Here is a 13,762-nt window from a genome sequence, read left to right as displayed (position 1 = left end):
ATTGAATGGAAATTCGCGAAGGCTTTATTCCAACCACACTAGGAACAGCCGTCACAACGACAGGCTATATTCTAAAAAAGCAAAAGAACGCCAATGACATGCTAGCAAACACCATTTTCGGCTTCGGATTAGCCCATGTGGTCTTAGGGACAATTGACCTCATACAACATCGACGTTAACTAAGTGGAGGAGAACTTCTCTAAGGTTCTCCTCTTTTTTTATACTCAGAAATTATATGGAACTTCCTCCCTTTTCTTGATCATAGAAAGGGATTTTTCATTTCTATGGATTATCCTTCAATGTTGATCTGAACTTTATATTATTTGGTTTATTTTTTTTAGAAAGAGGAAAGAAACTACTGAACAATAAAGGAGAGGAGAATATTTCATGTTTTACCATAAGAAGGAACTTCAATTTGATGCCAAACCAGACCGCCCAGATCCGGTATTTGCTAAAAAACTGCAGGAAGTTATAGGCGGTCAGTATGGTGAAATGTCAGTAGCCATGCAATACCTCTTCCAAGGATGGAATACTAGAGGAAACGAACAATATAAGGATTTAATTTTGGATACTGGTACGGAAGAAATTGGACATGTTGAAATGTTAGCAACGATGGTTGCAAGGCTTTTAGACAAAGCACCAGTTCAAGCACAGGAGGAAGCAGCGAAAGATCCAGTTATCGGTGCAGTTATGGGTGATATGAATCCACACCACGCAATCGTATCTGGAATCGGAGCAGCGCCCGAAAATAGTGTAGGTGTACCTTGGAATGCAGGATATATTGTGTCTAGCGGAAATTTACTTGCAGACATGCGCGCAAACTTAAATGCAGAATCACAGGGTAGACTTCAGGTTGCTAGACTTTATGAAATGACAGATGATCGTGGTGTTAAAGAATTACTTTCTTTCCTTTTAGCACGCGATACAATGCACCAAAATCAGTGGATTGCAGCCATTAAAGAACCAGAAGCAAAAGAAGGGGTTATCGTCCCTAGTACTGTACCAGCAGATTGGGAAGCAACAGAATTTTCTCATCAGCTAATTAACTTCTCTGAAGGAAATGACAGTGAAAAATTAGACTTTGTTGGTAAACAAGCTCCAGACGGTGCAGCAAACTTTGAATATGTAAGCAAGCCAGTTTCACATGGTGAGAAGCCGGTGCTTAATCCAGCACCATCTTATATGCACAACACTCCTCCAAACGAGGATAAAATGTCATAGAACGTAACCACTTTGAAAAACCAACTAAACGAAGGAGGAATTATGATGCAACATGGTAAAGCACTAGCAATAAAAGGTGTAATGTCTCTCGTTGTCCTCTATTTAGTTTTAGGAGTTGGGTTTGGAATTACGTTTGGTAATGTACTACTTATTACCCTAATTCTTGGCGTACTTTCCTATCTACTAGGAGACGTGTTTATCCTACCTAAGACAACAAATATGATGGCAACAATGGCAGACCTTGGCATGGCCTTTGTAATAATTTGGCTTTTAGGAATGGCTTTTACAAGTCTTTCTGTAGGTTCAATGGCATTAGCAGCTGTTATCGCAGCCATCGTTATGGCTTTAGGTGAATACTTCTTCCATATCTACATTCTTAAAAAAGATATCGGATTTGGTAATAGGTACCGCACATCTCATAATTATTAAAGTAGAAAGACTATCCAATTCAATTTGGATAGTCTTCCTCTATCACCATTGTCCATTACACTAATAGAATATGTTCTTAGACTAAACTGAAGCATTGTTTAAGCACGAATCTCCAAAATCGAGTCTCTTACTGATTTCATGATTTTCTCAAACGCACTTCCTGCTTTATTTGTATCCCGCTCTTTAATTGCTTGAAGTAACGTTTCGTGGTGGGGGTAGCTTTCGTCAAAAATATCCTCTTTTCCAAAAGGTCTATTCCAAAACCTATGAAAGGTTTCCCAGACTGAGTCGATCATGCTTTCCAGCATGGTGTTTTTAGATGCACGATAAATGGCTTGATGAAAGCTTGCATCAGCATGGTTTGCTTCGTCTCTTTTCTCTTCATTGATAAATTGAACATAGCTTTTTAAATGGGCCTGCATTTTTTTAATATCTTCTTCATTCGCTGCGTGTACAGCTAATTGGACAGCCTTTCCTTCCAATGCCTCTCGTACCTCAAGCACTTCCAGCAGAAAACTCTTTTCATCCTCTACTTCAAAGGATAGTTGAATTTGGAAAGGCTTCATATCTTTAATAAAAGTTCCTTTACCGTTTAAAACCTCAATAGCTCCTTGGGTTTCCAATAGTTGTAGAGCTTCTCTTAACGACGATCTGCCAATTTGGAGAATTCCCACCAATTCAGCTATGGACGGTAGTTTATCCCCACTTTTAAGTTTCTCTCTTTTTATATACCTTTTAATTTCTTTTGCCCCAATTTCCGATAATCGTTTCTTTTTAATTGCTTCCATTTTTCACCTCAACGCCGCTCATTGTATAGCTATTATACTCTTCCTCTACTTTATCATAAAAAACTTCTCAATTATTAATTATCCGAAAAATACGACCTTTCATACAGGTTGAAAGTATGATACGATAAAGTGAAACTTCAATCAGTGGGAGTTTTACGACGTTGCACCAGAATAACTTCATTAACTTAGGAAGGGGTTCATACAACTTGTCATACACAGATGAACAAATATGTACACACTCTTTTGACACACCTGAAAAGCACCACGGGGCGGTCTCCCCTCCCATTTATCAAACCAGCTTATTTGCGTTCGAAACTTTTGAAGCGTTTACAAAAGCACAATCTGCTGAAAGAGAAAATTACGTATACACACGCGGAGTCAATCCGACAACCGAAATTCTCGAGAGAAAACTAGCCATGCTTGAGCGTGGGGATAGGTGTAAATGCTTCGGTTCGGGGATGGGGGCCATCAGCTCGGTATTCCTCTCTCTCCTTCAAAAAGGTGATCATGTGTTATTCGTGAACACGATCTACGGACCGACACAGGAACTAGTAGAGCATCTTAACCGTTTTGGAATTGAACATAGTTTCGCAGGGGAAGAAGTAGAAGCCGACATTCAACCAAATACCAAGTTAATTTACGTTGAGAGCCCAGGCACGATGACCATGAAAGTAGTCGATCTGAAAAGTATTTCTACTATTGCAAAGCAGCATGGGATTATTACAGCAATTGATAACACATGGTCCACTCCCATTTTCCAAAAACCGTTAACGTTAGGTTTTAACCTTTCTATCCATTCCCTAACGAAATACATTGGCGGACACAGTGACGTAGTAGGTGGAGCTGTGATAGGGGACGAAGAATTAATCGATCAAATCTCTAAATATGGATTTCAACTCAATGGATCGGTTATGTCTCCACATGATGCCTCTTTAATTCTAAGAGGCTTACGGACCTTACCTATAAGAATGAAACAACATGAATATAACACGCTGCAAATGATTAACTATTTAAAGACAAAGGAGGAGATCACTTCTATACACCACCCGAGTTTACAAACAGACAATCCTATCGTAAAAGAGCAAATGGCCGGTTTTTCTGGACTATTAAGCTTTGAATTGAAAGAAGGGGCTTTTGAGAAAGTTACCTTATTCATCAATCAAATGAAGGTTTTCAAAATTGGCGTTAGCTGGGGAGGGTACGAGAGTTTAATTAATGCACCAATAAAACGTGATAACGCTTCTAATCTCGAAGCACAAGGAATAAGCCCCGGACTGGTTCGGCTTTCGATCGGACTAGAAGGGCCTGATTTATTAATCGCTGACTTAGAAAAAGGATTTCAAGCCGTGCAAACGATTAAATCTTACTAAAGGGAGAGATTTAAAATGAGTCAAAATGAAGTGAGACGGCCTACCGTCGGGATGGCCATGGTTCCTATTGTCCTCGCACTCGCAATTTTTATTATTGGGATTGGTGTGCTGAAATTTCAAGCTGAGTTGATGCTTATTTTCGCAGGTGTCGTATTCGCAATATTTGCTGGGTTATACGGTCATAAATGGGAAAAAATCATTACCGTGATGGGAGAAAAAATCAAGACTGCTTTGCCAGCTATTTTAATTTTATTCAGTATTGGTCTGCTTATTGGAACCTGGATGATTTCAGGAACTATCCCGTTCTTCGTTTATTACGGGCTGGAAATCATTGATCCTGCTTATTTATATGTACTAGCATTTTTGGTTACGGCCATCGTCTCCACATGTACGGGAACCTCCTGGGGTGCTGCCGGGACCATTGGTGTTGCGCTTATGAGTATTGCCCAGACAATGGATCTTTCATTAGCGGTTACTGCAGGTGCTGTCGTTTCCGGTGCGTATTTCGGAGATAAGCTTTCTCCTTTATCGGATACAACCAATATGAGTTCACTTGCTGCAGGTTCCAACTTGTATGAACACATTAAACATATGCTATACACCTCTGTTCCCTCATCTATTGTTGCTATCATTGTTTTTTATTTTGTTGGACTTCAAATAGACTCATCACCTGGTCAGTTAAACAGTATAGATGAAATGCTGACAGGAATTAATGAGCTATTCATCCTTAATCCCGTCGTCTTGCTTCCAGCAGTCATCGTGATTACGGGATCACTTATGAAAAAAAATCCATTGATCGTTCTATTTTGTTCGGCTATAACAGCTATGCTCATCGCACTTTTTTTCCAAAGTGCCAGTGTTGCTAATTTGTTCACTGCAGCTGTTGAAGGATTCAATATAGAAATGCTCGCAGTTTCTCCAGACCTTATTTCAGAAGATATTCAGGAACTACTAAACCGTGGTGGACTCTACTCGATGTATAATGCGACGTTCTTCGTTTTCTGTGCCTTCTTTTTCGCATCTGCATTGGAAGTCTCACAAACACTTAACGTTATCCTTGAAAAAGTTATTACGTACCTAAAATCCATTGGAAGCGTGATTTTCGCCTCCCTCATAACTGGATTTGCGGTTATTAACTGTACGTCAAACGCCCTTGTGACGTATTTCTTGATCAACGACATTTATGGCGACGTATATAAAAAACGAAACCTTCACCCGACAAACCTATCTAGAAGCATGGAGGATTCAGTTACCATTACGGAAGCTCTCATGCCATGGACAGTTTCAGGTGTATTCATGGCTACAACACTTGGTGTAGGAAACTTTGAATTTCTCCCATGGGCTATTTTCAACTTAGGTGGCATTGTGTTTTCTGCTTTATATGGTTTTCTAGCCCCTTACACGAATGGCTTTGGCATTCGTAAATTAGATGAAGATGTTAAAAAAGGTGAAACAAGCAAGGAAGCAATGTAATGGTACAACGATAACAGGGCCTTGCTGATTTTGATTTAGTCGACAAAACTTTAAAAGTTGTCTTCAAAAAGCTGCACCCAACATTCAGGGTGCAGCTTCTTTTTAATTTCTATTCTAAATTAGCATGCTTGCCATACATTTGTTTTGAGTTAAGTTCTTTTTTCTCCATAAAACGTAAAATTACAGCATCATAAAAGAGTAAGGAGGTTTGTTCAAAGAGAGATCCCATCGGTTGGATCGTTTCATATTGGCCTTCTTCCTGATCTTTCGGCGCACCTGGTAGAACAACAGTAAGATCAGCAAGCCGTCCAATCGTTGACTGTGGTGATAACGTTACGGCTGCTACTTTACCACCTAAGCTTTTGGCTTTTTCCACAATTGGTACCAATGTTTTTGTTTCACCAGATCCCGTTCCTACAATTAGCAAGTCACCTTCTTGCAGATTCGCGGTAACCGTTTCTCCAACTGCATAGGCATCAATTCTCATGTGCATCATGCGCATGACAAATGATTTACCCATAAAACCAGAACGTCCTGCACCAGCTACAAATACTTTATTAGCTGCAACGATAGCCTCGACTAATTTCTCAGACTCTTCTTCTGAGATAGATTGCGTTGTACTTTCTAGTTCACGGATAATCTCTTCAAAGTATTGCGTCGTTTTCATCTTCCATTACCCTTTGTTAATTAGTTCTTTAATTTCGGCTGCCGCCGCTTTTTTATCTTCTTTTGAAGTGATACCGCCACCTACAATAACAAGGTCTGGCTGAGCTTTAACTACTTCCGGAAGTGTCTCAAGCTTAATCCCACCAGCAATCGCTGTTTTCGCATTTTTAACAACACCTTTAATCGTACGTAGATCCTCAAAAGAATCCTTGCCTTCAGCTTGCAGGTCATAACCAGTGTGAACACAGATATAATCTGCACCAAGCTGGTCAAGCTCTTTAGCACGCGTTTCGATATCTTTCACTGCAATCATGTCTACAAGAATTTCTTTTCCTGCTTCTTTTGCTGCTTCCACCGCTCCACGAATAGAGCTATCTTCTGCTGCACCAAGGATCGTAACAATATCGGCACCCGCGTTTGAAGCTTGCTCTACTTCATAACCAGCTGCATCCATAATTTTCACATCAGCAAGCACTGTTAAGCTTGGATAAGCTTCTTTTATTTTACGAACAGCCTCATGACCAAATTTGTTAATAATAGGTGTCCCAATTTCTACAATATCAATAGAGTCTTGAACTTCAGATACAAGTTCAATCGCTTCTGGTATATTTACTAGATCTAACGCTAACTGTAATTTCATCTTTTTATAATCCCCTTTACATCATAATATTTCACAGCAAGAATAGAATGCTCAAAAACGAATTGATTTACTCAGCTGCTTAAAAAGGATTATACTTTCTATAAAATGAATTGAGAAGTACGCACTTTCATTACAGATAGTGCAAAAAAGTATACTGTCCAACTCCATTAAATAAAAAGAAAGGGATTGATAAACTTGCCTAATTTCGCTGAAAAAACCTTTAACTGTGAAAAGGAATTAACTCTTTCTGTCATAGGTGGTAAATGGAAAATGCTAATCATTTGGCATTTAGGAAAAAAAGGAACGAAACGCTTTGGTGAGTTAAAAACCCTTATGCCTGGGATCACCCAACGAATGTTGACGAATCAACTACGCGAACTTGAAGCGCATTATATTATACACCGTGAAGTCTATCCTGTTGTTCCACCAAAAGTAGAATACTCGCTAACAGAGTATGGAACCAGACTAATGCCTATTTTGGATGCAATGTATGAATGGGGAAAAGATTACATGGAAGAAGTGTTACACGAAGACAAAATGATTAAATAAAAACACAAAACCACTACTTGTCTTGAAGTGTAGTGGTTTTGCTTCTTAAAATTACTCCTACTTTTTAAAGCGAAACATCAACCGACGTTCCAGTCCCAACGCTTTTTTCTGTTTCTATATTTTTAGGAGATGAGGTTATATCAATTGTTACATTGCTGATTTCTTCTGAAGGTGGGTGGTCTCCATTTAACATGTATACCAATGTGGCATTCTTTGGTGTGGTACTGCTATAATCTCCGTCTGTCCGGCCACTGAACATATCATGAGCGGTTAACTGGTGGCCATTCATACCAATTGTAGTGCTTGCAAAAAAGAAGCGAATGGGAAGATCACTTGTGTTCTGCAAAACGGCGTCCACTTGCAAGAACCTCACCTCATCACCCGAAATACCGGCTATCGACTCTTCTGTTACTTCTCCACTGACAAGACTGACATTTTTAATTTGTATGTTTATAGGACCTACCTTCACATTGCCTGCTTCTGTTGCTTTTTCAATTGTAAAAACACCAGTCGCATTTTCCACTGTCTGACCCGGATTGCCATCCACCGCAAATTGCCCTCGTGGATAGTGATTAAACGTATCAGCTGGCTTTTCCGTTTCTTTCTCTGTAGCTACTGCCCCCTCTGCCTCCGTCTCTTCAGGAGCCGTTTCACTTTTCGACTCCTCTTCACTTTTAGTCTCTTCCTCAGCTTCAGGTCCAGGTTCTTCGGTTTCTGGTTCGCTCGCTCTCTCTGTATTTTCTGCCTTTTCTTTGGCATTTTGGTCTTTGTTCTCATAGTCAGAACTGGCGGATTCTGCTTTATCGCTTACTTCATCTTTATCGAGAACTATTTCTTCTTTCTTCAATTCTTCCTGCTGGCTAAGCTCAGCCATTGAAACCTCTTTTATGTTTTCCTGCTGATTTAAGTCACAACCTACTAACGTTATAGTAGCCATAATCCCTATAGCTACAAAAGATTTGTACAACCTATTTCCCCCTAATATCTTATGTATCTTTCTACTAGCATATCAAACTAGTATGACGGGAAACAAGGGTCCTCCACGTTCAATCTTATTCCACTGTATAGAATTGTTAGTATAAGAACGAGCTACTACAGAGCTATACCAAGACACGGATAATACATTTAACTTCATTTAACTTCTACTAATTGACATATCGAATAAAGCCGATATATAATATGGCCTATGGAAACAATCGATGTGTTTAAGGCGCTATCAAACAAAACGAGACTTAACATTTTACAGTGGTTGAAGGAACCAGAGAAGCATTTTCCTAAACAAGGGGCTCACCTGCCAAAGGAGGTAAGTTACAAAGGGGGAGTATGTGTAGGAGACATTCAAGAAAAAGCCGAAGCTTCTCAATCTACGGTCTCTCACTACTTAAATATGATGCAGAAAGCTGGTCTTCTTGAATCTGTTCGATATGGTCAGTGGACGTACTATCGAAGAAACGAAGAAGCCATTCATCAGTTTACTGAATTTCTTAAAACAGAAATCTAAGTTGGTTGATTTTTGTTTTTTACCATTATATATCGATTATTCTAGATATCTAAATATAAAGAACTTAGGAGGAAATGATTTAATGCGTTACATTTCGTATATATTAGCATTATTAGCAGGGACTGCGCTCAGTTTTGAAGGGGCTATCTATGGTGAATTAGGGAAAACGATAGGAAAGCTGGAAACTAGCTTTTATAACTTTTTTGTTGGTTCCATCATCCTAGGTTTACTTTGGCTATTCTTTGGAAAAGGTAAACTTTCGTATGTCGTAGAAGCACCTAAATGGACATTACTTGGTGGTGTCTTGGGCGTTGTTTATTTAACGTCAATTGTAATTAGTGTTCCATTTGTTGGCGTTGGAATAACGATGGTTGCAGTAATTATTGGTCAATTAGTTATGAGTATTGTGATTGAACATTATGGTTGGCTTGGAAGCAAGAAATCTAGAATCAATAAAGAAAAAATATTAGCTGTTATTTCAATGGTGATAGCTCTTATTTTAGTTTACTAGGAGGTCTGAAATTGGGTATATTAATGATCCTATTCACCTTTATAGGTGGTCTTACATTAAGCGCACAATCCGCTGTTAATGGCACATTCGGTCATAAAGCGGGAACAATTGAAACGACACTGTTAACTTTTATAACTGGAACAATGTTTCTAGCAATTTTAATATTATTTTTTGGGCATGGAAATCTTCTTGCCATTCTGGAAGTACCTAAATGGCAATTAACTGCTGTATTTTTAGGTGTGTTGTTTTTACTTTTTATTATAGCTGCTGTTCCTAAAATTGGGGTTATTGCAACAAATATTACCGTTATTATTGGTCAGCTTGTTATCGGTATTCTTATTGACAATTTCGGCTGGTTCAATAGTTTAGTAGTTCCTTTAGATAGTAAACGTTATGTTGCATTACTATTTATGATCATTGCTCTTTATTTTATCTATAAAGGAAATAAACGTGCCAACGAAGAAAACGCCTCGTAACATATAAAAAAGGACTATCAAATTAATTTACAATTTGATAGTCCTTTTTAATGCCTACGATAGATAACAAAATTTGTTATTTATTGATCCTTAAGCCTATTTTATATTCATTTTGAAAGTCATTATATCGTTTCGCTGTCTGTTTTCTTTCTTCTAAAACGATAGAACACGAGGTAAAGCATTGGTACCATAATCAAGGTTAAGATTGCCGAGAAGAGAATACCAGATATAATTGTTACGGCAAGTGGTGTAAAGAGAGCATCTCCACTTACAGCTACTGGAATTAAGGCAACAATTGACGTAATGGCGGTTAACAGAATTGGTCGTAATCGTACACGTCCAGACTCAATCACTGCTTCTTTTACATCCATTCCTTTTTTCAAGGATTGTTCAATAAATTCGATTAACACAATCGAGTTTCTCACCACAATACCTGTTAGAGAGACCATTCCCATCACACCTAAGAAACTAATTGGTGTTTGGGTAACAAATAGGCCCAGGATGGCGCCCGATATTGCCAGGTATACTGCAACAAGAACAAGAAACGGTAACGAAAGGGAATTAAATTGAAACGCAATTAATAGGTACACTAGGAAAAGCACGATAATAAAGAGTACAGTAATTTCCATAAAGAAATCACTTTGCGCTTCGTTTTCTCCACCTAATGTAATACTATAATTAGAATCATCAAGCTGCTCCCTTTGTTTTTCTACAATTTCACTCACGTTTGCTTCATAATTCTCCTCATCTTCTGGAAAGGCCCGAAGCGTAATGGAACGTTCGCCATCAATGTGCGGAATGATCTGCAGTTTTTCTCCCTCTTTTGGGGTCACAAGCTCATCCAGCGAAATAAGTTCTGGTGGGCCATTTGTCGAGGCAGCAGGAACTTCTAGTTTAGAAAGATCAATCGTATCCTCGCCTTCAAGCAAAATTTTCATATCTCGTTTAACCACACCATCATCAAATGAGCTAAGTGGAATTCCCTCTGTTGCTAGTCGTATTTGCTGACTAATTTGGTTAATGCTAATGCCATTCTCTTCAAGCGCTTCGCGGTTCGGAACATATTCTATTGATGGTTCAAATTCACCTACATTATCAACAACAATATCAGTCTCTAATCCTTCAATATCTTTCGTTAGTTCATCTCTCAGTTCAATTAATTGCTCTATCTCAGGACCGCTCACTGTAACGGTAACAGGAGCTCCAACTGGTGGGCCCTGCTGAATGGTATCCATAAATATCTCAGCGTCAGGGTATTCACTACGAAGTTTGTCTGTCCAGTCATCAATTAGCCCTTGCGTTGTTTGATTTTCCCGGTCTACTCTGGCTACAATCTGACCAGTATTCTCACCAGTCCTCGATAGTGAACTATTAAAGAGTCCAGGAGTTCCTGTGCCTGTAAAGACACTTGTTTCATATACACCATCATCTGTTTGTAATCTTTCTTCCATGTCTTGAAGCACATCGTGCGTCTCTTCAAGAGGTGTGCCGATTGGTAGTGTAATGTCTACCGTTACTTCTTCCTTATCTGCTGGTGGGAAGAATTCAAATGGCGTTAAGAAGACTAACCCGAAGATTGCGGTTGTAAAAATAAGCCCAATAATAGAAACAATAAGTGGCTTTTTAGAAAACTTATTTAAAAGCTTATCGGCATACAAGTCTGCAAGCTTGTTTAAAGGCTTGCCAGCAATACCTGGTGCGTCTGGCATAGGTTTTTTCGATCGACGGTTAAATAAATAGCGAAAAATCGGAACAAAGACAAATGCTACCAACGTTGATGCAACAATGGTTGATATCAACACTGTTGGTAAGGCGCGGATAAATGCACCGTTTCCTCCGGATAGAAAAATAAGTGGCAGGAAAGTAAATACAATGGCAAGAGAAGAAGTTACGATGGAGACCCAAATCTCTTTCACACCATTGACTGCTCCCATTAATCCTTTGTCCCCAAGTTTGTACCTGCGTTGGATATTATCATTAATAACAATGGAATCATCCACGATAATACCAAGTGCGATAATAATTCCGATAACAGAAATTTGATTAAGATCAACGCTTGTGAATTGTAATGGAATTAATCCAGTCAGAACAGATATTGGTACAGCAAGTGCTACTACCAATGCACCAGAAGCAGATAGTCCTAGAGCTGCTGCAACAATAACGGCTAATACTGAAATGGCAAGTGATTGGAATAATCCATCAAAAATATTCGTTACAATGGATGCCTGCGAATAATATGACTCAAGTTGTACAGTAGAAGGAAGACCTACTGCAAGCTCATCCACTTTGGTAGCTACTCGTTCATCAACAGTGGGGATATCCTCGCCTTTTTTCACGTAAGCTGTGAAAGATATAGAAGGCTTCCCTTCAAAGGTGATAAGATCTTCAAGCTCTTTTGAACTAACCTCCACATCTGCAATGTCTTTTAAGTAAACAGAATCGCCCTCTGGATTTTTCCCAACGTAGACTTCTTCCATCTGCTCCAGGGAATCATAGTTATCTACCGAAAGCTGAACCACTTCCTCCTCCATATCTTGCTTACCTAAAGGTGTTGGAGAATACTCATTATTAATGGCAGTTTGCAAGTCACCCGGATTAAGCCCTGCTTCTTTCAACTCCTCCTGCTTTACGCTAATCAGGATTTGTTCCTCAGGTAATCCTTTGATGGTTACACCTGCAACCCCGGGTAATGCTTCTACTTCATCTTTCCAATTGTTCAATTCATTTCCTAAGGAAAGCAAGTTGTCACGTGTATCACTCGTGAGATGGTAGGAGACAATAGGTGATTGTGACATCGATTCGTTAACTTCTGGTTCAAGTACCTCATCCGGAAAGGACGTTGATGTACTGGAAACAGCTTGGTTTATGTCTGCAAATACGTCATCTCTACTCGCTCCCTCTTCTACTTCTACCACTACATTAGAAAATCCGGCTGAAGAAGTCGAGTTTAATTCGGCAATACCATCTACTGATCGTAGTGCATCTTCAATTGGGTTTGTAATCGACCGCTCTACAGTGTTTACCGTAGCACCAGGGTAGACGGTGTTAATTGTACCCACATTCGCTGTCGTTTCAGGGATTTCCCGCTGTGGTAGTTGAAAGAAAGTAAACACGCCTACTATGACAAACAATACAATAAAAAGTATAAAGAGCTTAGACCGCTTTAAAATCCAATCCAACATATTAGAGTCTCCTTTTTTCGTTTTGACTATTATTTTATAACACAATATCCCTTCACTTATCAATTGATAAGTACGGAATATCTTCTTTCTTTTCTTATGCTTGTTCACAAGTAATTGGGATGCAAAAGGGATTTATGTATGATAATAGAGTGGCTATTAGTCATGTCATTCACATATCTATAAAAAACCGAACGGCTTCGAATAGTTTTAGATTCGAATGCTCGTTCGGTTTTTTGTTAAATACAATGCTTTGGTTACAGAACTAATATGCAGGTTGTTTGTCATCAGCTAGCTTTACTTAGTATCCCTCTTACGAACTCAATTTCACTTCGAATTTGCTTCGCCCTCTTACTTTCATTGCTTTTTAGCAATAAATAGGTCAGATATGTTAGGTCCCTTCGAAAGTAAAATGTTTCATATTCATTTAACAACATATACCTCCTTTCATTCTATGTGACTCTCTTCTTATTTTTCCTGCACAGAAAAAAATAAACGGTTTATTTTTTTGAACGCTAAAAATAGAAGGCTTCCGAGCAGTTTATCTAGATTTATACCAGTCCATATAATTCAAGGGACAAATTTTCTGTTGCTTGAACAACCGCTTGTGAAATTGTGTCGTTAAATTGTTCTGGATCTTCTATCTCTTCCCCATCCATTTTCACATTTACCACTCTCATATCTTTCTTTTTAAAACCAATTCTTTCTTTTGTTTTATTACTCTCAAGAGTGATAATATCACGGCCAATTTTCTTAAGTTCTAATTTCAACTCATTTTCAAAGGCATAATCGTTATATGTATCGTCTTCAAAAATAGTAATCATTACATCCATGCTACCACTCCCTTATTACGTTTAATATTATTACTAATTGTATTCGCTATAGGGTGAAAAGCTCCTGTTAATTACATAATTCCCGTACGTCTCTCCTTGACTATCGATTAAATATTGAAGTTATAC

Annotated in this window: 15 protein-coding genes; 9 read left to right on the top strand and 6 right to left on the bottom strand. The window is 38.7% G+C overall.

Annotated features, from left to right (window positions below; translation table 11 throughout):
• The first annotated feature begins 5 nt into the window (after positions 1-5).
• The 3 genes from ACTWPF_RS15415 to ACTWPF_RS15405 all read left to right on the top strand — a co-directional run bounded on the left by ACTWPF_RS15415 (position 6) and on the right by ACTWPF_RS15405 (position 1,650).
• A complete protein-coding gene (locus ACTWPF_RS15415; RefSeq protein WP_036577212.1) occupies positions 6-179 on the top strand; it encodes a hypothetical protein in 174 nt (57 codons plus the stop codon).
• 208 nt (positions 180-387) lie between these two features.
• Positions 388-1,221, top strand: coding sequence for a manganese catalase family protein (locus ACTWPF_RS15410; protein WP_443149690.1), 834 nt, complete (start codon positions 388-390; stop codon positions 1,219-1,221).
• Between the two features lie 45 nt (positions 1,222-1,266).
• Positions 1,267-1,650: a DUF2512 family protein gene (locus ACTWPF_RS15405; protein ID WP_161465592.1), complete on the top strand. Its 384-nt coding sequence runs from the start codon at positions 1,267-1,269 to the stop codon at positions 1,648-1,650.
• A gap of 98 nt (positions 1,651-1,748) precedes the next feature.
• Here ACTWPF_RS15405 and ACTWPF_RS15400 read toward each other — a convergent pair whose 3' ends face one another.
• Positions 1,749-2,438, bottom strand: a complete 690-nt coding sequence (locus ACTWPF_RS15400) for a FadR/GntR family transcriptional regulator (protein ID WP_443149689.1) — start codon at positions 2,436-2,438, stop codon at positions 1,749-1,751.
• 206 nt (positions 2,439-2,644) lie between these two features.
• Between ACTWPF_RS15400 and ACTWPF_RS15395 the strand changes: the two genes are divergently transcribed.
• Both ACTWPF_RS15395 and nhaC read left to right on the top strand, forming a co-directional pair.
• The gene (locus ACTWPF_RS15395) at positions 2,645-3,808 is read left to right on the top strand and encodes a trans-sulfuration enzyme family protein (protein WP_443149688.1); all 1,164 of its coding nucleotides are present in this window, start codon (positions 2,645-2,647) and stop codon (positions 3,806-3,808) included.
• A 15-nt stretch (positions 3,809-3,823) separates the two neighbouring features.
• Positions 3,824-5,281: a Na+/H+ antiporter NhaC gene (gene nhaC, locus ACTWPF_RS15390; RefSeq protein ID WP_443149687.1), complete on the top strand. Its 1,458-nt coding sequence runs from the start codon at positions 3,824-3,826 to the stop codon at positions 5,279-5,281.
• Between the two features lie 109 nt (positions 5,282-5,390).
• On the opposite strand, the gene hxlB is transcribed toward nhaC, so the two are convergent.
• Together hxlB and hxlA are read right to left on the bottom strand one after the other, a co-directional pair.
• A complete protein-coding gene (gene hxlB / locus ACTWPF_RS15385; RefSeq protein ID WP_443149686.1) occupies positions 5,391-5,948 on the bottom strand; it encodes a 6-phospho-3-hexuloisomerase in 558 nt (185 codons plus the stop codon).
• 6 nt (positions 5,949-5,954) lie between these two features.
• Complete coding sequence (gene hxlA, locus ACTWPF_RS15380) at positions 5,955-6,587, bottom strand: 3-hexulose-6-phosphate synthase (RefSeq protein WP_036577205.1); 633 nt, start codon at positions 6,585-6,587, stop codon at positions 5,955-5,957.
• A gap of 195 nt (positions 6,588-6,782) precedes the next feature.
• On the opposite strand from hxlA, the gene ACTWPF_RS15375 reads away from it, so the two are divergent.
• On the top strand, positions 6,783-7,136 hold the full coding sequence (locus tag ACTWPF_RS15375) for a winged helix-turn-helix transcriptional regulator (protein WP_036577204.1): 354 nt from the start codon (positions 6,783-6,785) through the stop codon (positions 7,134-7,136).
• A gap of 64 nt (positions 7,137-7,200) precedes the next feature.
• Here the strand turns inward: ACTWPF_RS15375 and ACTWPF_RS15370 are convergent, their stop codons facing one another.
• The gene (locus ACTWPF_RS15370) at positions 7,201-8,103 is read right to left on the bottom strand and encodes a hypothetical protein (protein WP_443149685.1); all 903 of its coding nucleotides are present in this window, start codon (positions 8,101-8,103) and stop codon (positions 7,201-7,203) included.
• 219 nt (positions 8,104-8,322) lie between these two features.
• Between ACTWPF_RS15370 and ACTWPF_RS15365 the strand changes: the two genes are divergently transcribed.
• The 3 genes from ACTWPF_RS15365 to ACTWPF_RS15355 all read left to right on the top strand — a co-directional run bounded on the left by ACTWPF_RS15365 (position 8,323) and on the right by ACTWPF_RS15355 (position 9,624).
• Entirely contained in the window at positions 8,323-8,637 is a 315-nt protein-coding gene (locus tag ACTWPF_RS15365) for an ArsR/SmtB family transcription factor (protein WP_058951154.1), read from the top strand.
• 82 nt (positions 8,638-8,719) lie between these two features.
• A complete protein-coding gene (locus tag ACTWPF_RS15360) occupies positions 8,720-9,148 on the top strand; it encodes a DMT family transporter (protein WP_058951155.1) in 429 nt (142 codons plus the stop codon).
• Positions 9,149-9,159: 11 nt separating this feature from the next.
• Positions 9,160-9,624, top strand: coding sequence for a DMT family transporter (locus ACTWPF_RS15355; protein ID WP_443149684.1), 465 nt, complete (start codon positions 9,160-9,162; stop codon positions 9,622-9,624).
• Between the two features lie 122 nt (positions 9,625-9,746).
• Here ACTWPF_RS15355 and ACTWPF_RS15350 read toward each other — a convergent pair whose 3' ends face one another.
• Positions 9,747-12,806 (bottom strand): efflux RND transporter permease subunit, encoded by a 3,060-nt coding sequence (locus ACTWPF_RS15350; protein WP_443149683.1) that lies wholly within the window; start codon positions 12,804-12,806, stop codon positions 9,747-9,749.
• Positions 12,807-13,354: 548 nt separating this feature from the next.
• A complete protein-coding gene (locus ACTWPF_RS15345) occupies positions 13,355-13,636 on the bottom strand; it encodes a hypothetical protein (RefSeq protein WP_443149682.1) in 282 nt (93 codons plus the stop codon).
• Between the last annotated feature and the right edge of the window lie 126 nt (positions 13,637-13,762).

This window comes from Oceanobacillus sp. M65, assembly GCF_052246275.1.
In the GTDB taxonomy this organism is placed as follows: domain Bacteria; phylum Bacillota; class Bacilli; order Bacillales; family Amphibacillaceae; genus Oceanobacillus_B; species Oceanobacillus_B jordanicus.
Note: the sequence above shows the minus strand (reverse complement) of the source record. Positions and strands in the feature narration are given on the sequence as shown.